At 61.7% G+C, this 25,114-nt stretch carries 23 protein-coding genes and 1 riboswitch; of the genes, 2 read left to right on the plus strand and 21 right to left on the minus strand.

The window, feature by feature from the left end:
• Positions 1 to 20 precede the first annotated feature (20 nt).
• From BUA41_RS12515 to BUA41_RS12550, 8 genes are all read right to left on the minus strand, one after another.
• Positions 21 to 1,817, minus strand: coding sequence for a DUF3141 domain-containing protein (locus tag BUA41_RS12515; protein WP_084671545.1), 1,797 nt, complete (start codon positions 1,815 to 1,817; stop codon positions 21 to 23).
• 6 nt (positions 1,818 to 1,823) lie between these two features.
• Positions 1,824 to 3,017 (minus strand): Na+/H+ antiporter NhaA, encoded by a 1,194-nt coding sequence (nhaA, locus tag BUA41_RS12520; RefSeq protein ID WP_072823365.1) that lies wholly within the window; start codon positions 3,015 to 3,017, stop codon positions 1,824 to 1,826.
• A 61-nt stretch (positions 3,018 to 3,078) separates the two neighbouring features.
• Entirely contained in the window at positions 3,079 to 3,261 is a 183-nt protein-coding gene (locus tag BUA41_RS19290; RefSeq protein ID WP_072823367.1) for a hypothetical protein, read from the minus strand.
• The gene (locus BUA41_RS12530) at positions 3,258 to 5,294 is read right to left on the minus strand and encodes an AarF/UbiB family protein (RefSeq protein ID WP_175546969.1); all 2,037 of its coding nucleotides are present in this window, start codon (positions 5,292 to 5,294) and stop codon (positions 3,258 to 3,260) included. Before BUA41_RS12530 ends, BUA41_RS19290 begins: the two co-directional genes overlap by 4 nt.
• 167 nt (positions 5,295 to 5,461) lie before the next feature.
• Positions 5,462 to 6,124: a methyltransferase family protein gene (locus BUA41_RS12535; RefSeq protein ID WP_072823371.1), complete on the minus strand. Its 663-nt coding sequence runs from the start codon at positions 6,122 to 6,124 to the stop codon at positions 5,462 to 5,464.
• Positions 6,117 to 6,368, minus strand: coding sequence for a DUF2933 domain-containing protein (locus BUA41_RS12540; protein WP_072823373.1), 252 nt, complete (start codon positions 6,366 to 6,368; stop codon positions 6,117 to 6,119). Before BUA41_RS12540 ends, BUA41_RS12535 begins: the two co-directional genes overlap by 8 nt.
• Before the next feature lie 2 nt (positions 6,369 to 6,370).
• Positions 6,371 to 8,638: a copper-transporting P-type ATPase gene (locus BUA41_RS12545; protein WP_072823375.1), complete on the minus strand. Its 2,268-nt coding sequence runs from the start codon at positions 8,636 to 8,638 to the stop codon at positions 6,371 to 6,373.
• A 44-nt stretch (positions 8,639 to 8,682) separates the two neighbouring features.
• A complete protein-coding gene (locus tag BUA41_RS12550) occupies positions 8,683 to 8,940 on the minus strand; it encodes an SHOCT domain-containing protein (protein ID WP_217652820.1) in 258 nt (85 codons plus the stop codon).
• Positions 8,941 to 9,274: 334 nt separating this feature from the next.
• Between BUA41_RS12550 and BUA41_RS12555 the strand changes: the two genes are divergently transcribed.
• Positions 9,275 to 9,697: a c-type cytochrome gene (locus tag BUA41_RS12555; RefSeq protein WP_072823378.1), complete on the plus strand. Its 423-nt coding sequence runs from the start codon at positions 9,275 to 9,277 to the stop codon at positions 9,695 to 9,697.
• A gap of 292 nt (positions 9,698 to 9,989) precedes the next feature.
• On the plus strand, positions 9,990 to 10,418 hold the full coding sequence (locus tag BUA41_RS12560) for a hypothetical protein (RefSeq protein ID WP_072823380.1): 429 nt from the start codon (positions 9,990 to 9,992) through the stop codon (positions 10,416 to 10,418).
• A gap of 55 nt (positions 10,419 to 10,473) precedes the next feature.
• Here the strand turns inward: BUA41_RS12560 and BUA41_RS12565 are convergent, their stop codons facing one another.
• The 13 genes from BUA41_RS12565 to BUA41_RS12625 all read right to left on the minus strand — a co-directional run bounded on the left by BUA41_RS12565 (position 10,474) and on the right by BUA41_RS12625 (position 24,924).
• Positions 10,474 to 11,142, minus strand: coding sequence for a TVP38/TMEM64 family protein (locus BUA41_RS12565; RefSeq protein ID WP_217652821.1), 669 nt, complete (start codon positions 11,140 to 11,142; stop codon positions 10,474 to 10,476).
• 119 nt (positions 11,143 to 11,261) lie between these two features.
• On the minus strand, positions 11,262 to 12,053 hold the full coding sequence (locus BUA41_RS12570) for a copper resistance protein B (RefSeq protein ID WP_217652822.1): 792 nt from the start codon (positions 12,051 to 12,053) through the stop codon (positions 11,262 to 11,264).
• A 10-nt stretch (positions 12,054 to 12,063) separates the two neighbouring features.
• Positions 12,064 to 13,857, minus strand: a complete 1,794-nt coding sequence (locus BUA41_RS12575) for a copper resistance system multicopper oxidase (RefSeq protein ID WP_072823388.1) — start codon at positions 13,855 to 13,857, stop codon at positions 12,064 to 12,066.
• 180 nt (positions 13,858 to 14,037) lie between these two features.
• A complete protein-coding gene (locus BUA41_RS12580; RefSeq protein ID WP_072823391.1) occupies positions 14,038 to 14,394 on the minus strand; it encodes a copper-binding protein in 357 nt (118 codons plus the stop codon).
• Positions 14,395 to 14,600: 206 nt separating this feature from the next.
• A complete protein-coding gene (locus BUA41_RS12585) occupies positions 14,601 to 15,926 on the minus strand; it encodes an ATP-binding protein (protein ID WP_072823393.1) in 1,326 nt (441 codons plus the stop codon).
• Entirely contained in the window at positions 15,907 to 16,572 is a 666-nt protein-coding gene (locus BUA41_RS12590) for a response regulator (RefSeq protein WP_072823395.1), read from the minus strand. The genes BUA41_RS12585 and BUA41_RS12590 overlap by 20 nt, the downstream gene beginning before the upstream one ends.
• A gap of 1 nt (position 16,573) precedes the next feature.
• Positions 16,574 to 17,062 (minus strand): cupredoxin domain-containing protein, encoded by a 489-nt coding sequence (locus BUA41_RS12595; RefSeq protein ID WP_072823398.1) that lies wholly within the window; start codon positions 17,060 to 17,062, stop codon positions 16,574 to 16,576.
• Between the two features lie 51 nt (positions 17,063 to 17,113).
• Positions 17,114 to 17,881, minus strand: coding sequence for a copper resistance protein B (locus BUA41_RS12600; RefSeq protein WP_072823400.1), 768 nt, complete (start codon positions 17,879 to 17,881; stop codon positions 17,114 to 17,116).
• A gap of 13 nt (positions 17,882 to 17,894) precedes the next feature.
• Entirely contained in the window at positions 17,895 to 19,694 is a 1,800-nt protein-coding gene (locus BUA41_RS12605; RefSeq protein WP_072823402.1) for a copper resistance system multicopper oxidase, read from the minus strand.
• Positions 19,695 to 19,766: 72 nt separating this feature from the next.
• Positions 19,767 to 21,218 carry a phospholipase D family protein gene (locus BUA41_RS12610; protein ID WP_175546970.1) on the minus strand — a complete coding sequence of 484 codons (1,452 nt, stop codon included), beginning with the start codon at positions 21,216 to 21,218 and terminating at the stop codon, positions 19,767 to 19,769.
• Between the two features lie 208 nt (positions 21,219 to 21,426).
• Positions 21,427 to 22,668, minus strand: a complete 1,242-nt coding sequence (locus tag BUA41_RS12615) for a cation:proton antiporter (protein ID WP_072823406.1) — start codon at positions 22,666 to 22,668, stop codon at positions 21,427 to 21,429.
• A 118-nt stretch (positions 22,669 to 22,786) separates the two neighbouring features.
• A complete protein-coding gene (gene ahcY / locus BUA41_RS12620) occupies positions 22,787 to 24,196 on the minus strand; it encodes an adenosylhomocysteinase (protein WP_072823408.1) in 1,410 nt (469 codons plus the stop codon).
• A gap of 16 nt (positions 24,197 to 24,212) precedes the next feature.
• Positions 24,213 to 24,297, minus strand: a riboswitch (S-adenosyl-L-homocysteine riboswitch).
• A gap of 207 nt (positions 24,298 to 24,504) precedes the next feature.
• Entirely contained in the window at positions 24,505 to 24,924 is a 420-nt protein-coding gene (locus BUA41_RS12625; protein WP_139249124.1) for a hypothetical protein, read from the minus strand.
• Positions 24,925 to 25,114: the final 190 nt, after the last annotated feature.

The following is a 25,114-nucleotide window of genomic DNA, read 5'->3' on the forward strand; positions in this document are numbered from 1 at the left end:
CGTGAATGAAGATCTTTCTCTCAATCGTTGCTTGTCTTTACCCATGCCATACCTGCCCAGGGCCCGGCATAGAGCGTTCCAAATGCCATCTCGAAAACGCTATCGCGAGTCGTGCCGGCCAGTTCCAGCGTCGAGGCGATTGAATCGCTCATCAACGTCTCCCATTGCCGATAGGGGCTGCTGCTATCGACCGGCGTCGGCATGGTCTCCGCCATCTCGGCCAGCCACTTCACGCCGTTCATCCAGGGAGCGAAGCGTTCCGAGAACATCAGCCGACTGGTCCGCGCAGGATGCAATTGACGCAGCATCTCGGCCGTCCAAGGGGTCGTGTACAGCCGCACCCAGGGGCCGACGAAGGTCTCGTAGAGGGCCACATTGTGCTCGGAAAGTGCGCGCACCTGCTCGAACGCCGGTGCCTGAGAGGGGTAATCTAGGTCCTCCACCCGGCGTTCCTCGAACCGCACCTGGAACTGGGGCTTGTGGCAATCGGGATCGCCGGTGGGGTTGTCGATCTTCATCTCGTAGAGCCCGGGGGCAAGATCGTTGAGATCGCCTACACTCTCGAGGATTGCTCGGTGCTCCAAGCGCGCGATCTTGGCGGAGACGAAGATCCCCAGGTGCCCGACGTGCGGGTTGAGCAGGTAGATAATGCGCTGGTCGGCGGCCTTGAGCGCCTCGGTGGTCGGATACACTGCCGGAATCCAGTTGAGCGCCTGATGGGGCGGGGTGATGTTGTCGCCACCTGAGGCGAAGATCACCAGCGGATTGCGGATTCGCTTGAGGTCGACGGTACAGCCGGGGCAGACCTGGAGCTCGCCGCGTTCCAGCTTGTTGCCGACGAACAGGTTCTCGACGATGGCGGTGATCTCTTCCTTGCTCAGGCTATAGAAGCCCGTCCACCAGCGCTCGAATTCCAGGAACCGCTCGCGCTGACCGTCGATGTCGGCGAACAGCTGGTAGTCCTTCTGCCAGAGGGTGTTCGCCGGCTTGAGGGATTCGAAGTTGGCGGCGAGGTTTGCGCCGTCGAAGCGCCCGTCACCCAGGTCGGCCATCAGGTGTGTCAACCAGGCGCCGCCCAGCAGTCCGCCGGCAAGGCGCATGGGGTTGACCCCGGACTCGCCGGACCAGTAGGAGAGCGGCGAGCCGTTGAGCACCGCCGGTCCGACCAGGCCCTCACAATCGGCGGAAAGCAGCGCGATGGCCCAGCCCGCCTGGCAGTTGCCGTAGAGCACTGGTGGCTGGCCGGGATGGCGCTCGGCCAGCGTCTCGACGAAGTGCCGCAGAACGTGCAGCACGTCCTCGAGTGTCTGCCCAGGCATGGGTTCAGGGAAGAAGATCACGAAGTAGACCGGGTGCCCTTCGTGGAGCGCCATGCCGACCTCGGAGTCGCGCTTGAAGCCGCCGATGCCCGGGCCATGACCGGCACGCGGGTCGACGACCATCACCGGAGGCTTGGTCTCGTCGAGGCAGTCCTCCAGACACTCCTCGCCGACCCGGGTGATGCGCAGCAGGGCGTAGTTGGCGGGACGCGCCAGCCGCCGGCCATCCAGGATCGTCTCGTAGTCGAAGTCGAGCAGCGGCGGCTTACCCATCCGTTCATGCTCGAGCATGTTATCGGCACGCCGGCACAGGGTATCCAGGTAGCGCAGGCCGCGCCGCCAAAGCTCGGTTTGGTAGGCAAGCAGTTCCGTGGCCGGATGGTTCGGGATGGTGACGTGTTCAGGTTCGGGGGCGGACCATTGATCGGTCACCTCTTGTGAGGCGGCCGGTTGACGCTTGCGCGGGGCTTTGCGAACCGTGGGTGCCTTGGCCGTCATGAATGATTACCTCTCGGTGTCAGGATGCAGTTTGGTTAAGTCAGCTCTGTGGGATAGCGTCGCCGCCAGTACCGCAGCCCCGACCAGCGCTGCGATGGCCGAGGCGAGCAACACGCCTTGACGAGCTGCGGTCAAGGCCGCCGGATCGTCGAAGGCGAGCCCGGCGATGAACAGGCTCATGGTGAAACCGATGCCGGCCAGCACGGCCACGGCGTAGAGGTGCCACCAGCGAACCCCGATGGGCAGCGGCGCGAGGCGCAGCCGGATCGCCAGCCAGGCGAAAGAGAACACTCCCAACTGCTTGCCCAGCAAGAGACCGAGGGCGACGCCAAGGAAGACGTTGCCGAAGCCCTCGCCTCCTGCTCCCACCGCGATCCCCGCGTTGAAGAAGGCGAACACGGGCACGACACCGAAGGTGACCCAGCGCCGTAGGTCATGGTAGGTGCGATCGAGTGGAGAGCCTTCCTGGTGACCGTCCCGTGTCTTCGCGGGAATGGCCAGGGCGATCACGACCCCGGCCAGGGTGGCGTGAACTCCGGACTTGAGTACCGCGACCCATAGCACTAGCCCCAACAGCACGTAAGGCATGGCACGCGTGACCCGAAAACGGTTGAGGAGCACGAGCCCCATGAGCGCGGTACCTGCGAGTACGAGCGCCTCGCCGGCGAGGCGCTCAGTATAGAACAGCGCGATGATCACGATGGCGCCAAGATCGTCGAATACCGCCAGGGCCATCAGGAACACCCGCAAGGCCGGGGGCACGCGCTTGCCGAACAGCGACACTACCGCAAGGGCCAGCACGATATCGGTAGCGGTGGGCACGGCCCAACCATGGGCGGCGATACCTTCGGTGCCATTGACCAGCAGGTAGATCAGTGTCGGCAACAGCATGCCGCCGATCGCGGCGATACCGGGTAGTGCCACCTGTTGGACCGAGCTCAACAAGCCGCCGAGCATCTCGCGCTTGAGCTCGACCCCCATCAGCAGGAAGAAGAACACCATCAACCCGTCGTTGATCCACAGGATCAGCGGCTTGTCGATGCCTAGGGCGCCCACCTGCACCGACACGGGGGTATGATGCACCAGCCGGTACAGCTCACGGGCGGGGGTATTGGCAAATATGAGTGCCACTACCATGGCGCCCACCGTCACGACAGCCGCCGCTCGCTCCTCGCTGCCCTGCTGCGCCGCCGTCGTCATGCCCGCCTCCGTCGTGGATCAAGGCGGCGGCCAAGCAACAACACTGTGGAGCACGCGGTAGTCATCGGGCGCCCCATCCTGAACGTTGCCCCTCACCGAGATCGGGCAGGAACCGGGGCGTGGTGGCCTGCCAGGCATCACCGAACCGGGCCGCCACCTCCGTTTCCTCGCGCTGGACCGGCCGCGCGACGTCGGTCTCCCGTGATGCCCCGCCCTGTTTGTTCGCTACCTCTGCATATATCATGGTTGACCTCCCGGAGGGCTACCTGGAACACGTCGCCCGGTGCCTAGGTGGCGAGGTGCTCCGTCGTCCGGCTGTGCACCACCCTGACTCTCCATATCCGCGTGCCATCGGAAGTCGCACCTCGACGCACCCGAGGCAATGGTCCCGGTGCGCTCTAGATGCCCACCCCACTTCTCGGCCAGCGGAAAATCTAGATTGCACCAGGTGTTGACGCACAGCTCCGGCTCGTTGTTTTGGATGAAGAAGCGCGCCACCGGGCACTCAAGGCAGTCGAAAGCGACTACCCCGGGCGCGGCTGTGACGTCCTGCCAGCGGTAACCGGGCTCGCCGAATGGAAAGAGCCGGAACAGTTCTGTTGCGATCTTCAACCGCTTGTACGGATCCCGGGTATACGCGCTTGCCAGGAGCAGCGGCGACTCGCCCATCTGCCGATAGAGCCGCCAGCCGGTGTCATAAATGAGTCCGTATGCTCGCCGCTTGTCTACGTCGCGCTCACGCAAAGCCCGATAGAGCCCCAGCGTCGCCCCGGCGAGGTGTGTGGTCAGGATGGCACCGAAGGTGGGAGCGACCGGAATATCGGGCTCAATTCGATAGTAGTGTTCCCACGTGGCGTCGAGTATTTCGTCGCTCGCATCGCGAAGGCCGGCTTCGGCCAATACCTGGCGCACATGCCGCTCCAGGAGTTCCTTCCAGAGTCCGCCATGCTCGAGCTGGTCGCGCAGGCTTTCGGTGACAGACTTCGCCATTTCGGTGAGGAGCTCATCGGTCGCGGACTGATCCCAGGTCTCGTCCACGGCTTCCACCGGCATCACCTCTCCGAGAAGGAGCAGCTCGGGCAGGAACTGCGAGAGCCGGTTCCGGATGGACTCGAGCGCCCCGGCGCGCCGGGTGAGCTCTCGGGCTATCACTGGCCGGGATATCGCCTCGAAGCGAGCATCCGGATCCAGCGTAAAGATCAGCGCCTCGGCGGTGGTCAGGGCTTTGGCATGGAGTATGAGCTCAGGTGGAAACACGAACCCGTAGCGATACCCGGCGCGCATCATTTCCAGATAAACCTGGGTGAAGCTGAGCTCGCTGAGCCGCGAGGCGTACCAGCGCCGGGCGAGCTCGGAGAAGCGCGCAAAGAAGGCCGCCTCGTCCGCTCCGGGGAGGCGACGCGTCTGGGCGGTGAAGTGATGGAATGCCCGTTGCGGCTGCTCCTGCACGACCGCAACCCAATAAAGGATGAACCGGTCGCGTTGCACCGGCGTGAGCTCACCGTACATTCCGAAGTCCAGCAGCGTGAACGAGCCGTCGTCGTGAAACCGGATATTCCCGGGATGCAGATCGGCGTGGAACAGGCCATCGCTGACGAACATCGCGAGTAGTGTCTCAATGAGCCGGTGGACCAGGCCGCGTCGGGCGTTCTGGTCGAACGTGGCACAGACTTCGCGGAGGCTGAGGCCGTCAATCCAGTCCATGGTCAGCACCGTCGGTGCCGAGTGCTCCCAGTGAACCCGCGGCAGGTGAACGAATGCACTGTCACGAAGATTGCCGCGGAAGCGCTCCATGGTCCGCGCCTCATTGCTGAAATCCAGCTCCTGCAGCGTGTAGCGCCGGAACTCGGCGAAAAATGCCGGAATGTTGCTGCGGCGCATCCTGCGGGGCATGAGCCGTCGCGCCCACCACAGCCCCAGGTCCACGGCATCGAGATCGCGGAGCACGCGGCGGCGGATATCCGGCCGCTGGATCTTCACGGCCACCACGGCGCCCGTATCGCCCACCCGGGCCCGATGGACTTGGGCGAGTGAGGCCGCGGCCACCGGTTCCGCGTCGAACGCCTGAAACCTCTGCCGCCAGTCCACGCCCAGCGCATCCGCCAACATCGGCTCCAGCGCCGCGAATTCGACCGGCGGCTGATCCGCCTGGAGCCTCACCAGAGCGTCAATGTAGGGTTCGGGCAACAGGTCCGGGCGTGTGCTCAGGATTTGCCCCAGCTTTACGAAGGCGGGGCCGAGCGCCAGCAAGCAGTGGACGAGCCGTTTCGGTGCCATGTCGTCCCGGCCCTTCCGGAAATGCGCGTACGCCCGCAGTTGCACGAGTAATCGCCACACGATGACCGAAAGCCGCCGCAGCGAGCTCAAATTCCGGCGACGCGGCACGGCGGCCCGCGCCTCCGCCGTGGGAGACGCCGCCCCGCCGGCGCCTCGCCCACCGGGGTTCACGTGGCCCCCATCCCGGGACGGTTTCTCGACAGTAGCCTGGGCAGAAAGCGTGGCGTCTTTGACGCATACCTACGCCACTCCTCGCCGAACCTGGCTGCCACTTCGGTTTCCTCGCGTAGCGCCAGACGGCGGTACATCCAGACCAGTACGGGGAACATAACCAACGTGAGCAGGGTCGGCCACTGCAGTAGAAATCCGACCATCACGAGGACGAAGCCCACGTACTGCGGATGCCGCACATGGGCATACGGCCCGTCCGTGGCAAGACGTCCCTCGCGCTGGGTGGCATACAACGCGCGCCAGGCGACCGCAATGATGACGAAGCCGGCACCGATGAACACCATGCTCAGCAGATGAAACGGGCCAAAATGCGGGTTTGCCTGCCAGCCGAATACCATCTCCAGCAAATGGCCCGCGTCATGGGAGAACCAGTCCACCTCGGGAAACCGTGACTGAAGCCAGCCGGAGAGAAAGTAGATCGTCAACGGGAATCCGTACATCTCCGTGAACAGCGCCACCAGGAATGCGCTGAAGGCCCCGAAGGAGCGCCAGTCCCGCTTGCTCTGAGGCCTGAAGAAGCTGAACGCGAAGAAAATGAAGATCGCCGAGTTCAGGATCACCAGGCCCCACAAGCCATAGGATGGTACCTCGCTACTCATCGCGATCCTCCTTGTGCGTTGCCTTGTGATCGTCATCCGATCCGTGGCTGCCATGACCGCCATGCATGAAGACATGCATCAGCAGGCAACCAGCGAGCAGAACCACCCAAGGCAGGGCACCGAGCAGATGCACCCGATGCTCCTCCCAGAGCAGGAAGACCACGGCCGCCAGGGCGATCCCCACGATAAGCCAGAAGCGCCCTTTGCTCGGCCGCTGGTCTAGCCAGCGTTTGTCGTTGGTCATGGTCAGATCCTCACTCGGCGCAGACGCAACGCATTCAAGACCACCGATAGCGAGGAGGCACTCATCGCGAAGGCGGCGAAGATCGGCCCGATCAAGATGCCAAGGAACGGATAGAGGATACCGGCAGCGATGGGCACACCCGTGGCGTTATAAACCAGCGCGAAGAAAAGGTTCTGCTTGATGTTGCGCATCGTGGCCTGGGACAGCTTGCGGGCGCGCACGATGCCGTCGAGGTTACCCTTGACTAGCGTGAAGCCCGCGCTCTCGATCGCCACGTCAGCGCCGGTGCCCATGGCGATGCCGACATCGGCCTGGGCCAGCGCGGGGGCATCGTTCACCCCATCGCCCGCCATGGCGACCTTGCGGCCTTCGGCCTGCAGCTCCTGGATGATGCGGGCCTTGTCCTCCGGCAGAACATCGGCGCGGATCTCGTCGATGCCCAGTCGGCTAGCAACCGCCTTGGCGGTGCGCTCGTTGTCGCCGGTCGCCATGATGATGCGAAAGCCCAACTGGTGCAGCGCCTTGAGTGCCTCGGGCGTGGTCTCCTTCACCGGGTCGGCGACGCTGACCAGGCCCGCGATGGCACCGTCGAGCACGACGAACATCACCGTCTCGCCCTCGTCCCGGCGGGCATTGGCGGTGTCCGCCAGCTTGCCGCCGTCGAGGCCCAGTTCGGCCATCAGCTTGGCATTGCCCAGCGCCACCGGCTTGCCGTCGACCACGCCCTTGACGCCCATGCCGGTCACGGCTTCGAAGTCGTCAGCCTTGCCCAGCTTGACCCCACGCTCCTCCGCGCCCGCCACGATGGCCTCGGCCAGCGGGTGTTCGGAGCCTTTTTCGAGCGTCGCGGCCAGGCGCAGCACCTCGGCTTCGTCATGGCCCTCTTCGGGGAGCACGGCGACGAGCTTGGGCTTGCCTTCGGTCAAGGTGCCGGTCTTGTCGACCATCAACGTGTCGACCTTGGCGAAACGTTCCAGCGCCTCGGCGTTCTTGATCAGCACGCCAGCCTGCGCGCCGCGCCCGGTGGCCGTCATGATCGACATCGGCGTGGCCAGTCCCAGCGCGCAGGGACAGGCGATGATCAGCACCGCCACCGCCGAGACCAGCGCGTAGGACAGCGCCGGTGCCGGCCCCCAGATCGCCCAGGCGATGAAGGAAATGATCGCGATGAGGATCACCGCGGGAACGAACTTGCCCGCCACCCGATCGGCGAATTTCTGGATCGGCGCGCGGCTGCGCTGGGCATTCGCCACCATCTCGACGATCTGGCTGAGCATGGTATCGGCGCCGACGCGCGTGGCTTCCATGACCAGGCTGCCGGTGCCGTTGATCGTGGCCCCGGTGACCGTGTCACCCTCGACCTTCTCCACTGGCACCGGCTCGCCCGAGATCATCGACTCATCGATCGAGGAGCGGCCTTCGACCACCACGCCGTCCACCGGGACCTTGTCACCCGGCCGCACCCGCAGGTGATCGCCCACCTGTACGTCTTCCAGCGCGACCTCCTCCTCGCTGCCGTCGGGTCGGATCACCCGGGCGGTCTTGGCGGCCATGTCCAGCAGCGCGCGGATCGCCTTGCCGGTGCCTTCCCGGGCACGCAACTCCATGACCTGACCCAGCAGGACCAAGGTCACGATCACCGCCGCCGCCTCGAAATAGACGCCGACGCTACCGTCTTCCCGGCGAAATCCCTCGGGGAAGATACCCGGGGTCAGCACCGCGACGATGCTGAACAGATAGGCCGCGCCGACCCCCATGCCGATCAGGCTGAACATGTTGAGGTTCAGGGTGCGGAACGAATTCCAGCCACGCACGAAGAACGGCCAGCCCGACCAGAGGATCACCGGCGTGCTGAGCGCCAGTTCGAGCCACATCGAAGTTCGTTCACCGAAGACGTCGCGGATCGCCGTGAGGCCCAGATAGGGCGACATTGCCAGCACCAGCACCGGGATCGTGAGGACGGCCGCGACCCAGAAACGGCGGGTGAAATCCACCAGTTCGGGATTCGGCCCCTCGTCGCCGACCGCCGCCGATTCCAGCTCCAGCCCCATGCCGCACAGCGGGCAGGCACCAGGCTTGGTCTGGCGCACCTCGGGGTGCATCGGGCAGGTGTAGACGGCACCGGCATGCCCGGCCGGCACCTTGTCGTACTTGCCGCCGCGGACCGGCGTAGCGGTCCCATGCTCATGACCATGCCCGCCATGACAGGAATGCGCCTGTGAGTCGGCGTGGGATGAGGTAGTGGTGTGCTCATGCGAATGCTGGGCCATGGAATGGGCTCCTCGGTGTTTTAGTTTTTGATTGCATCAAGCAATCAATGCATAAGCTCGCGCTCGAGTTTCTCGAACTGCTGTTTGTCGAGCTCTCCCCGGGCATAGCGCTCGCGCAGGATTTCAAGCTGAGAGGAACGTTGAAGAACGTCGGCATCCTCGGCGATGTCGCGGCTCCGTCTCAGCACCAACAGGATGACCAAGGCGATGAACCCCGCCAAGAAGAGAAACATCATGAGCCCACCGAAGAGCATATGACCCCAGTCGTACACTCTCATATACGACCTCATGCTTTCCCACATGGCGTGAACTCCTTGGTATTGAGCTTGATTGATGGCGATAACGTGGTATATCGACATCACCTCAAGGCTAAAACCTATGGGTAACCCAAGGGGCAAGGCCAAAAAGAGACAATGTCCGCTTTTCTTGATCCTTGTCGGCTTCAGGGTATGCAAGAAAGCTGAATCAATGCTGAATACCGTTCACGAAGAGCGAACCGCGGGGGCTTGCCCTCTTTGCAAGGGCTGATGCGATACCGGGCTATCGATCAACTTTATCCTCGATCCCGGCAGTGGTATTTTCACTTCCGCTGTACCAAGATGCCTGTCGATTGATAAGCGAGAGGGACGCAATACGATGCGAACCAAAAGGGTGTTAGCCTTTTCCCTTCTACTTCTTGTGGTGAGTGGTTGTGGCGAGGAAACCGTCGAGGGAAGGTGGTATACCCAGTCTCAGGTCGACCGGGGCAAGACGGTTTTCTTGGAAAACTGTGCTGAATGCCATGGTAGGAGTGCGCAAGGAAGAACCTCGAATTGGCGAGAGCCCCAGGCCGATGGTGCCTACCCGCCCCCGCCCCTCAACGGTTCCGCTCATGCCTGGCATCATTCCTTCGACATGCTGATGCGTACCATCAATCAGGGCGGTGCTGCCATTGGTGGGCAAATGCCGGGGTTCGAAGATCAACTCTCCGAGGACGATAAAGAGGCCTCTATCGCTTACTTCCAGAGCCAGTGGGACCAGCGAATCTACGAAGCCTGGCTAGACCGGGGCGGGCTTTAGCCTTTCTAGGCAATTTACTCTCGATCCCAATGATGTTAGATAACGATATCGACATGAGCTTGATCAAAATCAATGTTCAGCGAACTCTTTTCAGCTTCTATTCAGAATAGTGGAATAAATTAAGATCGTTTAGCTATAAAGGCATTCGTGTCCGATAGTGTTTGCACCGTATTCAAGCAAGTGCGCGGCACGGAAGCCTTGGAAGTTCGGCGCTTCTCGTTACTGCCGAACGCTACCGGGGCGTGCCGGAAATATGTTCGTCACGCTCCAATCCAATGCAAAGGAGAGTGTCATGAAAAAGCTCGTATTCACTGGTGTTATGGCAACCCTGCTTGCTCTTCCACTGGCTCATGCCGAACAAGGCAATCACTCTGGCCAGAACGTCTCAGGCTCAGGAATGGGTCAAGGCATGGGAATGATGAACCAGGGTGACATGCAGCAGCGTATGCAGTCGATGCAAGGCACGATGCAGAAATTCCGCAACACCCAGGATCCGCAGCAACGCCGGCAACTGATGCAAGAGCACATGGAGCAAATGCAGCAGATGCATCAGTCCATGGGCGGCATGATGAATGGCGGCATGGGCCAGAAAATGCAGAATATGGACCCCGAGCAGCGTCAGGAGATGATGCAGCAGCGCATGGACATGATGCAGGGCATGCAGCAGCAGATGATGGAGCACATGCAGGCCCAGCAGGACATGCAGGATGATAGCGAATAACCCTAACCCACTTGGATGACGCCTCGGTGACAACACCGGGGTGTTTCTTCGTTGGTCATCTCAACCCCAGCCATTGCTTCATAGCCCTTCGATAGCGGGAAGGTGCCATCTTCCAGGCCACGGGTAGCAGGGTGATCCCGCCGAGAGCAAGCACCGTCAGACCTACGCGTTGCAAATCGCCAGAAGCAAGTTCGTCACCGAAGTGAGCCAGCAGAAAGCTCGCCGGCAGGATGCCCAACAAGGTCGCGATGGCAAAACGCCACAGCTTGAGCGGTGTGAGACCGACGGCATAGCTGACGAGATCGAAGGAGAGAAAGGGCATCAGGCGAGTGGCAAAGACGACCATCATCAAGGCATTTTGCGAGGTCACGAAGCGGTGCAGGAAGCCGGTGGACAGGCGTGTACCTAGCCACGCCTTGAGCGCATCGTGGCCGATGAGGCGGGCGATGGTGAAGGCGATCAGTGCACCGGCCTCGGAGCCGATGGCCACATAAAGCGTGCCCCAGGTGTGGCCATAGACTGCGCCGGAGGCCAGGGCGATCGGTGCGCTGGGGATCGGGCTCATGACGATGGCCAGTGTCATGAGCCCGATGACCAAGGCCGGGCCGTAGGGCCCCAGCCGCTTCACTGCCTCTTCGAGGCCCTTGCCATCTCGCAATACTTCCAACACGCCCATGTACCATAATACAAGCGCCGTCACGAGAAAGATGGCCAGTATCGCCATTCCCAGTAGCACTCGCTGCCTGTGCGAACGGGAAGAGGGCTCTCTGCTACCGAGAGGCATCGACGCTACTCATTGCAATCCCATATGACGGTAGCAGAAGGAAGCGGGTATTCAAGCGCTCAGTACCAGGCCCGCAACCCCACCACGAAAGCCGTCGAGGAGGTGGGCTTGCCCATTTCCTCGGCGATGTCCTTGGTTTCGCCATACTTCTGGTTCCAGCGAACGCCGATGTAGGGTGCGAACTCCCGGCGAATCTCGTAGCGCAATCGCAGGCCCATTTCCGTGCTGGTGATACCACTGCCAAGGTCGTAGTCGGGCTCGTCCTGGGCCGAGGCCTTGACCGACACCCGTGGCATCAAAACCAGACGCTGGGTGAGCAGCAGGTTGTACTCGAACTCGGCACTGGCGCTGACGTCACCATCCTCACTGACGTAGGCTTCCATATCTGTTGCGAACCAGTAGGGCGCCAGCCCTTGGAGCGCCACCATCAGAAACCCACGATCAGGGTTGGGGTTGGTGTCGTAACGTATCCCGCCCTGTAGGTGGAAGTACGGCCATATCTTGTGCGCGTAGGTCGCATCGAACTGGCTGGCGCTGATGGCGCCATCACCCACCGGCCCCTCTCCCTCGGTTTCCCACCAGAACTTGTTGTAGTCGCCGCCGATCCAGCCCTGGGCATCCCACAGGTAGGTTTGCCCTTCCTCGCTGTCACCGTATTCCAGGCGGTCGATCATCGAGAACGCATAGATTGCGTCGTCCTTGGTCGGCTTTGCCTTCCAACCCAACGGTGCACCGCTCGAGGGCTCGATCGGCCCTTCCGGCACCACGCTGTCCAGGCTCGCTTTGCCATGGGAATCGGCCTGTACAGTGCTAACCAGGCCCAAGCCGGCGAAGAGTAGTAGAGGGGTCATCCATGATTGCTTAGGCATTGTCGGCTCCCGGCAAGTTGCTGACGCGCACTACACGGAACATGCCGCGTTCGAAGTGGTAAAGGAAATGGCAATGAAAGGCCCAGCGCCCCGGTTCGACGGCGCTGATCAGCAAGGAGACACGCGACCCCGCCCTGACGCTGATGGTATGTTTCTTGGGCAGGTATTCGCCCTGGCCGTTCTCGAGCTCCATGAACATCCCGTGCAGGTGAATGGGGTGCTCCATCATGGTGTCGTTGACCATGATCAGGCGTACCCGCTCACCATAGGGAAAGTCGATCACCTCGGAATCCGAGTATTCCACGCCATCGAAGGACCACATGTAGCTGCTCATGTTGCCGGTGAGATGCACCTCTACGGTGTGCGTCGGCTCGCGCTTGTCGGTCATCGCTTCGATGTTGCGCAATTGGCTGTAGGTCAATACCCGATGCTCGACATCCTCGAGCCCGGTGCCCCGCTCGCCGAGACGATTGCGTTGCACCTTGGCAATGGTGGCATTGCCCGCGCCATGGCGATCCGGGCCGTGCTGGGCAACCACTGGTCCGGCGGCTTCCTTGATGGCGACGCTATCACCTTCCAGGCGGGTATTGGGCTTTTTACCCGGCCCCATGGTCAGCATGTCGCGCTTCATGCCCATGTCGACCAGGGTTCGCTGGGGCTGGGCGCGCAGTTCGGGCACGGCGGCGGCCATGCCCATGCGTGGGGCCAAGGTGCCGCGCGCATAGCCGCTGCGGTCCATGGATTCCGCCATCAGGGTGTAGGCGGTATCCGCCCGAGGTTCGACGACAACGTCGTAGGTCTCGGCCACGCCGATCTGGAACTCGTCGGTCTCCACCGGTTCGACAGCCTGGCCATCGGTGGATACCACGGTCAACGGCAAGCCCGGAATGCGGAAGTTGAAATAGCTCATCGATGAGCCATTGATTACCCGCAGGCGCACCCGTTCCCCGGGCCGAAACAATGCGGTCCAGTTGGCCTCCGGATGCAACCCGTTCATCAGATAGGTATAGGTGTGACTGGTGACATCGGCGATGCCCCGTGGGTTCATGCGCATGCCGCCCCAGGCCTCCCGGTCCTTCAGGGTCTTCGCCCACCCCGAGCGCGCCACGTCCTCCACGAGATCTTCCATGGTGCGCTTGCTGAAGTTGTAATAGCCGTTCATCTTCTTGAGCTGGGCCAGCACGCGCCCCGGTTCCTCGAAGGTCCAGTCGTTGAGCATGACGACATAGTCACGATCGAACTTGATAGGGTCAGGCTCGGCGGGATGAATGACCATAGGACCGGTCTGGCCGATCTGCTCCTGGAACCCGGTATGACTGTGGTACCAGTAGGTGCCATGCTGGCGCACGGGGAAACGGGCCTCGAAACTGTCCCCCGGTGCGATCCCGGGAAACGCCACACCCGGCACCCCATCCATCTGGAAAGGCAGCAGGATGCCGTGCCAGTGAATCGAGGTGGATTCGTCCATCAGGTTGTGCACCCGCAGCCGGGCTTCATGCCCTTCCCAGAGCTCGAGCAAGGGTCCGGGAATCGAGTGATTGACGGTAATGGCGGAGGGTGCATGACCACCCGCGATACCGATGCCTTCGCGGCGTATGTAGAAGTCTTGAGTGACCGAGCGTGGCTTGCCACCGGCCACCTGGGCGGCACCGGCAAGATGCCGTTCGGCCCCTGAGCCTGCCCGGGCATAGGCGGGCAACAACCCTTCCAAACCGGCCAGCAGACCCGTAGCCGCCATGGCCTTCAGCAGCCGTCGGCGTTCTGCATCATGGTACGTATCGGACATATCACAACCTCCCTCCCTGGATTCGTTGGAATGGTGAAATCATTCTGTCAAATAGACTTCTAGACTTCTATCGTGGTGAAGAACTTCCCTCCTGAAGGCTATACAAGTCTTGCCACACACCTGGCAGGGCGATTCTTTATACGCTGAACCACCCTGGCATTGGCCTGTGATCTCGACGCGTTACTGCCGAGAAATCTCGGTAATGGTGATGTCATTGCCGGACTTCTTGACCTCGAAGCGGACCTCGTCACCTACGGAAAGCTCCTTCATCGAGGCACTGTCGGCCAGCTTGAACGGCATGGTCATCCCCGGCCAGCCTAACGATTCGATCGGGCCATGGGTCAGGGTAATCTGCTGCTTCTCCGTATCCAGGGCCTTGACGGTACCCTGCCCTTGCGCCGTTTGTGCGTTCGCCGACTGGTGCATTTCCGAGCCGTGCTTCTGATCGTCATGGTTGGTCTCGGCGCTGGCAGGCAGTGTCATGAAAGCAACCGACAACGCGGCAGTAGTCAACATATAGCGAATAGCGTTGGTCATCTCGATTTCCTCGTTTCGGTAGTGGTGTCGTACAACGGGTTCAACATTTATTCGATGTTTCTCTAACAGGGTGTTTACAAAACAGTCGAACGAAGGCAAGACAAGGCGAAATTGAACGAGAAAGCGCAGTTTACGTGGTGTAAATGAGCATTTTGAGGTCAATTTCAACGCTGTATTGCCAAGTGCAGGCCTTTTGTAAACACCCTCTAACAGGGCAGTGCGATACGCACACACAACCCCCCTTCGTTTGAAGCAGAAAAAGCCACCTCGCCACGGTACTGCGCGACGATCTGCTTCAGAATCGCCAACCCGAGCCCGTGGCCGGGGGTACTCTCATCCAGCCGCTTGCCGCGCTCGCCAAGCTGCGATAGCGCGGATGCCTGCACCCCCGGCCCATCGTCCGTGACCTCGAGCGTCAGGCCCTGGCCTGAATCCAGGGCTATGCGACAGCTCACATGTGCTCGAGCCCATTTGCCGGCATTATCCAGCACGATACCGAGCATCTCGTTGAGATCCTGGCGCTCCACCGCGACGCTGTGCTCCGGCGGTAGCTTCAGATCGAGAGCGAAGCACTTGTCAGGATAGAGCGTGCGCATCATCTCGATCAGGGTGCCCGCTTCCCGGGCGACCACGGCGTGCTGAGCGCTGCCCGGTCCCGCGAAGCGAGCCCGGCGCAATTCCGAGCTCAGCTGTGCCTGCATGTCTTCCAGGCGCTCTAACATGCGCTGACGGCGCTGGTCGTCGATCGGACGCCGACCTCTCAGCACCTGGGTGACGGCTGCCAGTGGGGTCTGCAGCATATGCGAGAGGTTGGCCACCGCCTCACGGGAGCGCTGCAAGCGGCGTTGAAGCTCATCCATGAAATGATTCAGCTGAATGAGCAAATCATCCAGTTCGGACGGGCTGTCGAGGTCGAGTCGCTCGCGCTGTCCCGCCTGAAACTCCGCCAATTGGCTCTGGAGTCGCAACAATGGGCGAAGGCTGCGATTGACCGCCACAAGGTTCATCAAAATCAGCAACATGAGAACGAGGCCGGCGATTCCCCCGACCCACCAGTGCAGGGTATCGAGCCCCTCCGCGACCTGGGCAAAATCCTCCCCCACCAACAGTACGCCGGGCTCGCCATCCAGCTCGAAGGTATCTCGATAGACGAGCAACTGACGCCCCTGCCATTGCACCTCGAACAGCCGAGCGTCGGGGCCATCGAGATGTGGCTCCAAGGGGAGGAGCCAATTCGGGTGCGACGAAGATATTCGACCACCGACCCGTAACACATAAAGATGATGGAAGACCTCGCTGGCCAGGGAGTCCGATTCGAGCCATTGACCGGGTGGCCCCCCCAGGCGTTCTAGACGCTCAAGGGTGTAACGAGCCTCCTGTCGCAACCGGTCGCCCAGAAACTCCCGAGCCAGGTCGCCCAGCAGGATGCCATGCAGCAGCCAGGTCACGCCGACCACGAGCAAAGCGACCAGCCCCAATCGGCTCAACAGGCTGAAGCGCAGGCTTCGGCGATCAACGGGCAGGAAAGACATAACCTTGCCCACGTCGTGTCTGGATGAAACGCTTGCCCAGCAGCCGGCGTAACCGACCTATATAGACCTCGACCAGATTGGGCGCGGGGGCATCCTGTTCCAGGGTGTACAGCTGTTCCAGCAGCTGCCCCTTGGAGTGCACGCGATCGGGGTGACGCATCATGTAGCGTAGCAGGCAGAACTCGGTCGCGGTCAGGGCATGCCAGACGCCATCGCTATCACACACCTGCTTGGTCGATTCATCCAGGGCGATGCCGTTCACGTTCAGGGTGGTATCCACGGTGTTGCTGCCCCGACGCAGCAGGGCATGCAGCCTGGCCAGCAGCTCGGCCTCGTGATAGGGCTTGGTCAGGTAGTCATCCGCACCACCGTGCAGGCCTGCCACCTTGTCCTCCCAGCTGTCCCGGGCAGTCAAGGCAAGGATGGGCAGATGGCGGCCACTGCGCCGCCAACGTTTCAACAGCTCGAGGCCCGAGCCATCCGGTAGTCCCAGGTCGAGTATCGCGAGGGTGTAGTCCTCGCTGTTCATCAAGGCATCCGCCTCGCGCACCAGACCGGCAACGTCCACCCGATAGCCCTCGTCTTCCAGGGCTTCCGACAGGCTATCGGCCAGTAGATCATCGTCCTCGACGAGCAGCAGCCTCATCTCAATCCTTCACGTTCAGTTCGCCGTGCATGCCGCCTTCGAAATGACCCGGGATATTACAGGCATAGATGAGATCATGGTTTGCCGTATCAGGCGCTGTCCAGACAAGTGTTTTGGTTTCACCACTCGCCACCGTAACGGCGGGCATGACGTTATCCCCCGTGCTGTGATGGTCTGCTGACATGTCATGATGCCCACCGTCACTGGATGCCATATCCTGCATCATCTCGCGATGCTCTTGCTGCTCATCGGCAGCCCCGATGACGAATTCGTGCTCAATTTGGCCGATGTTCTCGATAACGAACTTCACCGTTTCACCTGGCGCGATGGAAAGGTCATCGGGTTTGAACCACAGATCGCCCGCTTTCACCTCGATGGTCCGGTCGATTTCTGATTCCGGTATATCCTGTTCACCCCCATCATGGCCGGGACCGGCCAAGGCGGCGGTAGCAGTCAATCCCAGTGTGATCGCTAACAACAGTTGACGCATGGTATTACCTCAAAATATTCATGGATTGGAGGGTCATTTGCATAGCTGTCTCTAGAACCACATTCTCACGCCGGCGACGACACCCGTACCCTCCGGTTCGTTACCCAATTCTCGAGACATGTCGGCAGTATCACCGTATTGCTTCTGCCAGTAGCCGCCGATGTAAGGGGCGAATTTACGGGAAATTTCGTAGCGAAGCCGCAGGCCTAAGCGCGCGGAATTGAGTCCTTCACCGACTCCGAATTCGGGCACCTCTTGGGCGGCGGCGGTGATCTCGGTGCGTGGCTGAAGGTAGATTCGTTGTGTCAATCGCAGGTCATACTCGGCTTCCAGGTCGGCGGACACATCGCCCTCGTCGCTGACCCTTAGAGAAGCATCGACTTCAAAGCGGTAGGGCAACTGACCGAACAGGCTCAGCACGGCAAAACCGCGCTCGGGATGATCATTCGAGGCAATGCCACCTTGATAACCGACACCCCCCTGCAACTCCCAGAAATCGGCGATCAAGTGACTATAGAGCAGATCGAGGGACTCGAACTCGGCATCTTCGTCGTCTCCCTGGACATTCGCCCCCTCGCCCTTGATATAGACACGCTGAATATCGCCGCCGTACCAGCCCTGAAAATCCCAGACCACCGCCTCTTCATTCTCGTCGGTCCAGTCGTATTCCAGCCGATCGACGAGGAAGGTGCCAAAATAGTGCTCGGTCATCGGCGCGCCCCAGCCGGGAGGGGCGTCGTAGTCATCGGCCTGGGCTGGCACTGTCAGTATCATCGCCAGCACACTCGCACCGGCTAATTCTTTTGCAATAAACCGCATCGACTAAAACTCCTCAAGCAACCCTGACGACCCGGAACATGCCGGCATCCATGTGATAAAGAAGATGACAATGAAACGCCCAGCTTCCCGGTGCATCCGCACTGACCAGGGCGGATACGCGCTCGCCAGGCTTGACGTTCAGGGTATGCTTGCGCGGAATCAGCTCACCGGCGCCGTTTTCCAGCTCCATCCACATGCCGTGCAGGTGAATGGGATGCTCCATCATGGTGGTATTGAAGAAGATCAGCCGCAGCCGCTCGCCATGCTTGAAGAGAATGGGGCCATCGACCTCGCTGAACTTCTTGCCATCAAACGACCACATGTAACGCTCCATGTTGCCGGTCAACTGCAGTTCCAGCTCGCGTCCCGGCGGGCGCCGGTCAGGCCAGGGGGAGTAGGCCTTGAGGTCGCGGTAGGTGAGCACATGACGTTCCTGCGGATCGATACCGATGCCCGGCTGGTCGTAGCGCGAGCCAGGCTGCGCCGTACCGGCGGGCAACAAGCCACCTGCCGTCGTGGTGTTCTGCATGCTCGAGTGATCCATGCCTTGCATGCTCGAGTGATCCATGCCCTGCATGCTCGAGTGATCCATGCCCTGCATGCTCGAGTGATCCATGCCCTGCATGCTGGAGTGGTCCATCCCCGACATGCTCGAGTGCTCCATACCGCCATGTCCGGCCATGGCTTCCATGCCGCGGTCGGCGATCCGGCGCCGCTCGGGAATGGGCGCCACCATACCCAATCGCGGCGCCAGAGTAGCTCGGGCGTACCCGCTACGATCCATGGCTTCCGCAAAGATCGTATAGGCACGGCTCACCTCGGGCTCGACGAGCACGTCATAGGTTTCCGCCACGGCAATACGCAGCTCATCCACCGGCACCGGCTGCACCGGCTGACCGTCGGCGGCCACCACGGTCATCTTCAGGCCGGGGATGCGCACATCGAAATAGCTCATCGCCGAGCCATTGATTATCCGCAGGCGCAGTTTTTCGCCGGGGTTGAACAGGGCTGTCCAGTTGTCTCGTGGGGCGTGACCGTTCATCAGATAGGTGTAGGTGCTGCCGGTAACATCGGCGATGTCTCGGGAACTCATGCGCATCTGCTCCCACATCGAGCGCTGCGCCAAGGTATCGGCAAGGCCGTTCTTCGCCACGTCATTAAAGAAGTCGGCGATGGTACGCTCCTGGTAGTTGTAGTAGCCCTCTGCCACCTTCAGATGGCGGAAAACGTCTGTGGGCTCTTCGAAGGTCCAGTCGGTCAACAGCAGCACATGCTCGCGATCGTAGGAAAAGGGCTCAGGCTCCGCGGCGTCAATGATCATCGGCCCCGCGTGGCCAAGTTGCTCCTGCAGCCCCGAGTGGCTGTGATACCAGTAGGTGCCGTTCTGATTGACCGGAAAGCGCGCGGTGAAGGCCTGTCCCGGCGCGATGCCGGCGAAGCTGATACCCGGCACGCCATCCATTTCCGGCGGCAGGATCAGGCCGTGCCAGTGCACGGAGGTATCCTCGTCGAGCAGATTAACGACCTTGAGGGAGGCATCATCGCCTTCGCGCAGGCGAATCAATGGCCCGGGGCTTGTGCCGTTGAGCGTGATAGGGCGCCCTTGGCGACCGGCGATGGGCAGCGACTCGCGGCGCACCGCAAGCGAGATGTCACGGCCCTGCACGGCGCCGTGGGGATAGACGTTACTGATGCCGTCGGGATTGGCCCAGGCAGGGCGCAGTCCCAAGGCCGCGGTCGATAGCCCCAGGGCGGTGGCGACCTTGAGCAACTGACGTCGGGACAGCGTCGCATCGGCCGAAGAAGAAGTCATGGCACAGGTTCCTGACGATGAAATGATCGCCAGTGTGCTATCACTGCCTGAAAATAAGCTGAAATCCTCTGCCTACAGCAGATGCTCGACCCCCAGCAGACGGAGCATCCAGGCCTTGAAGTGGCGCCAGACGCTACCAGGCTCTTCCTCCAGCGTCACCAGGCGCCCGTCCACTTCGGTGCGCCAGCTCAGATCACCATCGCCCGTCAAAACGACTTCGTAGCTACGCGTCGGGGCCGTTCCCTGTTTTGCGATCGCCCATAACCGCTCACCCAACACCGGACTATCGATCAGCAGGCCGACCTCGCTGTTCCACCATACCGATCGAGGATCGGCATTCATGGAGCCGATGAAGATGCGCTCGGCGTCAAAGGCGATGGCCTTGGTATGCAAGCTCGTTATCTCGCCTTTGGCACGCTGAATGGTCGGCCCTGAAGGCTTCGCCCGCAGTTCGAACAGCCGTACCCCGCTGTCCAACAACGTCGGGCGCTCGGAGGCATAGGGGCCGTGCAATACAGGCAGGTCCGTGGCTTCCAGGGCGTTGGTCAGTATGGTCGGCGTGACGCCCCGCCCGCGTAGCGAGCGCAGATACTCGAGGCTGGCCTGGGTCGGCACGATATAGGGTGAGATGATCAGCAAGCGGTGCTCCACTTGATGGAAGGCATCGCGTAACCGATCAAACAGCGTCATCTCGAGCGCCGGATATCCCTCGGCTTCGAGTTTCTCGGGGGAATCCCACAGGGCAACGGTCGGCGCCCAGGTCAAAGACTCCAGCAATACCTCACCAGGCTCTCCGGTCAAACGCCACGCCGTCGGTTGTGACAAGAGCGCATCACCCTGCCTGGCAGCGTGACCAAGCTCGACAAGAAGCTCGCGCCAGGCGTTTGTGCCGGCTTGCTCGAAATAGTGCAGCGGCACCGCCATGGGATGATTCCAGAAACGGTCGAAGCTACCCGAGAGCGCATTCACCACCGGGCCGATCGCCAGCACATCCAGATCGTTGAAGTTGAGCTCCTCGGCGACCTCGAAGTAGCGATTGGCCAGGTTGCGCCCCCCGGTGATGGCGACCGACCCGTCGGTAACCCACAGCTTGTTGTGCATACGCCGATGCTTGCGATCGAAATCCGTGGCGAGTGCCAGATAATAAAGCGGCGCACTATGGCGCCCTGCGGTGACCGGGTTGAAAACCCGCACCTGGATATTGGGATGAGAATTGAACGCAGCCAACAGGTGCTGTTTACCCAGGCTCGCGGTATCGTCCAACAGCAGTCGCAAGCGAACACCGCGCTCGGCAGCATGCAGCATGCGCTTGAGCAATGCGCGTCCGGCTTGGTCATTCTCGAGGATGTAAGTCTGGACATCGAGGGTCCGCTGGGCGTGCTCCGCCAGTGCGGCGCGCAGGGCGAAGGCCCGCGGGCCATCACTGAGCAGTTGCACACCGCTCACCCCTTGATGCCTCTTGGTCGACTGGCTGGCCCAGGTGCCTAGATAGGTTGTCTCGGCTGCGTTGGGGGTTAGTGCCATGGAAGGCGCCCGAGCCACCTCGACCGTGCTACAGCCCCCTAGCCAGGTTCCGACCAGGAATAGCAGAAGTAATAGTCTGCCTGTTTTCACGGTCATGTCACGTTACAGTTTTTGACATATTACGCCAAAGCCGGACATCCCGGCGGTGACACATCCGGCACACGCTCAACGCTCGACAAAGGCCGAAAGCGCTACGTCTACAGCGCTATCACCTTTTTGACTCGTTCAGCAGCGAGCTGACGACACGACCGATGGTCAGCCCCTGCACCAGGATCGAGAACAGCACGATCAGATAGGTCACCGTGAGTAGCACGTCCCGAGTCTCGCCACTGGGAATGGCCAGGGCCAGAGCCACGGAGATGCCACCGCGCAGGCCGCCCCAGGTCAGGATGCGCACCGAACCGCGACGGAAACCCAGCTGTTCGCGCAGGAGCATCACCGGCACGCCGATGGTCGCGAAACGTACCACCAACAGCACCACGATCAGCCCCGCGCCAACCCACAGGTGACCCGTCTCGAAGGGGATCAGCAATACTTCCAGACCGATGAGCACGAACAGCAAGGTGTTGAGGATCTCGTCGATGAGTTCCCAGAAGGCATCGAGCTGTTCTCGGGTGGTCGCCGACATGGCACTTTGACGGGCCTTGTTGCCGATCAGGAGACCCGCCACGACCATGGCAATGGGCCCCGAGACATGCAACTGCAGCGCCAGGGCATAGCCGCCCAGCACCACGGCCAGGGAGATGAGCACTTCGATACGGTACTCGTCGATGCTGCGCATCAGCACATAGGCCAAGCCGCCCACGATCAACCCCAGCGCGACACCGCCACCGGCCTCGAGCAGGAACAGCTTGCCGACGTGGGCGACAGTCAGGGCCTCGCTACCGGTGGCGGCCCCGAGCAGGACGGTGAAGACCACCACGGCCACGCCGTCGTTGAACAGGGATTCGCCGACGATGCGCAGTTCGAGATCCACCGGGGCATTGGCCTTGCGCAGGATGCCCAGCACGGCGATGGGGTCGGTGGGCGAGATCAGCGCCCCGAACACCAGGCAGTACATCCAGGGCACCGAAAAGCCGAAGAAACCGAGCAGGAAATAGGCGGCGGAACCGATGGCCAGGGTCGAGATCACCACCCCCAGGGTGGCCAGGAAACCGATCGACCAGCGGTAGCGCCTGAGCCGGTCCAGGTCGATATGCAGGGCACCGGCGAACAGCAGCAGGGAGAGCATGCCCTCCATCAGCAGCTCGTTGAAATCGATGCGCGCCAGCCAGCTCTCGGCGCGATCCTCGATGCCCGAGAAACCCAGCCAGGCCAGGCCATGCATGCCCCAGGAGAGCGCCAGGGCAATGGCCATGACCCCGATGGTGGTAGGCAAGCGGATGAACTGCTGGTTGAACCAGGCAAGAATCGCCGTCAGCGTGACGATGATCGCGATGAGGTCGAGCATGGCAGGCCTTCCTTGTGCCGTGGTTGTTCTTGAACCGGTCGTGACCCTGCAAGACCCTAGGGTAGCACGCAAGAACGCCGCCCGAAGGCGGCGTTGCAGCGCTGAATCAGCGATTGACTCAATAGCGGTATTCGTCGGGCTTGAACGGCCCTTCCACCGCCATGCCGGTATACCTGGCCTGCTCCTCGGTCAAGCGGGTGATCACCCCGCCGAAGCCTTCGACCATGTAGCGCGCCACCTCCTCGTCGAGGTGCTTGGGCAACACGGTCACGGAGAGCCCGCCGGCCTTGTCGCCGTCGGCAAGATCCGCGAAGCGCCGCTCGTAGAGATGGATCTGCGCCAGCACCTGATTGGCGAAGGAGCCGTCCATGATCCGGGACGGATGCCCCGTGGCATTGCCCAGATTTACCAGACGCCCCTCGGAGAGCAGGATCAGGTAGTCGTCGCTGGCCGGGTCGAAGTCGCCGGGATCGCTGTCGCGGTAGATCTTGTGGACCTGGGGCTTGACCTCCTCCCAGTGCCACTGGCGGCGCATGTAGGCGGTATCGATCTCGCTGTCGAAGTGGCCGATGTTGCACACCACCGCGCCCTTCTTGAGCGCCCTGAGCATGGGGGCGTCGCAGGCATTGACGTTGCCGGTGCAGGTCACGACCAGGTCGATCCTGCCCAGCAGGTCGTGGTCGATGCTGTCGACGCCCTGGTTGCTGCCGCCGAGGTAAGGCGAGACCACTTCGAAACCGTCCATGCAGGCCTGCATGGCACAGATCGGGTCGATTTCGGTGACCTTGACGATCATGCCTTCCTGGCGCAAGGACGCCGCAGAGCCCTTGCCCACGTCGCCATAGCCGACCACCAGGGCCTGCTTGCCGGCGAGCAGGTGGTCGAGACCGCGCTTGATGGCATCGTTCAAGCTGTGACGGCAGCCGTACTTGTTGTCGTTCTTGGACTTGGTGACCGCGTCGTTGACATTGATCGCCGGCACCCTGAGTGTGCTGTCGCGCAGCATCTCCTGCAGGCGGTGGACGCCGGTGGTGGTCTCCTCGGAGATGCCATGGATGTTCTCCAGAAGCTCCGGGCGCTTGTCATGCAACAGTGCAGTCAGGTCGCCACCGTCGTCGAGCACCATGTTGGGTGTCCAGCCGTCGGGGCCCTCGACGGTCTGCTCGATGCACCACCAGAACTCCTCCTCGGTCTCGCCCTTCCAGGCGAATACCGGAATGTCGGCAGCGGCGATCGCCGCGGCGGCCTGATCCTGGGTCGAGAAGATATTGCAGGAGGACCAGCGTACCGAGGCCCCCAGCTCGATCAAGGTCTCGATCAATACCGCGGTCTGGATGGTCATGTGAATGCAACCGGCGATGCGCGCACCGGCGAGCGGTTGCTGGTCACGGTACTTGGCGCGAATCTTCATCAGCGCCGGCATCTCGGTCTCGGCGATGCGAATCTCGCGGCGGCCCCAATCGGCCAGGGAAATATCGGCGACCTTGTAGTCTTGCGTGGCAGCGCCGGGGTTGGCCATGGCTGTCATCGTCTTACTCCATTCCGGGGAATGGGCGCCGTTGCGTTTGCGACACCCTGCCCGAGCCTCGCGCATGAATTTCGTCATGCACTGCAGCGCCCCTCGGACAGCAGCAACAGGACGCCAATCTGGTATTGGCGCCGGGCAAGTTCACTATACTACGTCTTCTTTTTCAATCTCGGCTTGCCGAACATCGAGGTCTCGATGAGAAAGTCGACGAGAAAAAAGGGGCGGCTTTCGATAGCCACCCCTTTTTCTGGACATCGGCATTTTTGAACATCGGCATTCGTCGGAACAGCTGAAGCGCCCCGGGCTTCCTAGTTCGTGCTTTCCTCCGGGGTATCCTCGGCACTGGCCTCGGGCTGGCTCTGGTTGTCCTGGCCAGAGGGCTGGGACTGGTCGTTCTGCTGCGTCGTCATGTCCTCGTCCTCGGACATGGAGCCATCCTGGGACGGATCGTCGTCCGGTGAGCCGCTGCCCGACCCGGACATGTCGTCCGACCCCGACATGTCATCCGATTCGCCGCTGCCTGAGGACATGCCGTTGCCTCCCGTGGAGTCCGCGGAGGCACCGTTCGACGACCCCGCATCGGAAGAGCCGCCGTTGGAGGCGGGCTCGGACTGGTTGGTGGCGGATTCGGTGGTGGATTCGTTCTCGGCCTCATCATCGCCGCAACCGACGAGCATCGCGCCGGAAAGGGTGAGCGCGGCGAGCAGCATGATCTTGCGTTTTTCCATGATTCGCATCCTCATATCCATTGATGGAACGCCTCCGCCAGTGACTATGGACCCAAAGGCGCGGGGGTGTCCAGAAAGCCACCCCAAAGTGCATTTTTTTGCCACAAAGGGCCCGGGACGGGCGACTGGACAGTCGCGGTGCAAGCGCACAAACGCCGGAAGCCGCGTCGAGGCGGCTTCCGGCGGGCGA

The sequence above is a fragment of the Modicisalibacter ilicicola DSM 19980 genome, assembly GCF_900128925.1.
Lineage (GTDB): Bacteria > Pseudomonadota > Gammaproteobacteria > Pseudomonadales > Halomonadaceae > Modicisalibacter > Modicisalibacter ilicicola.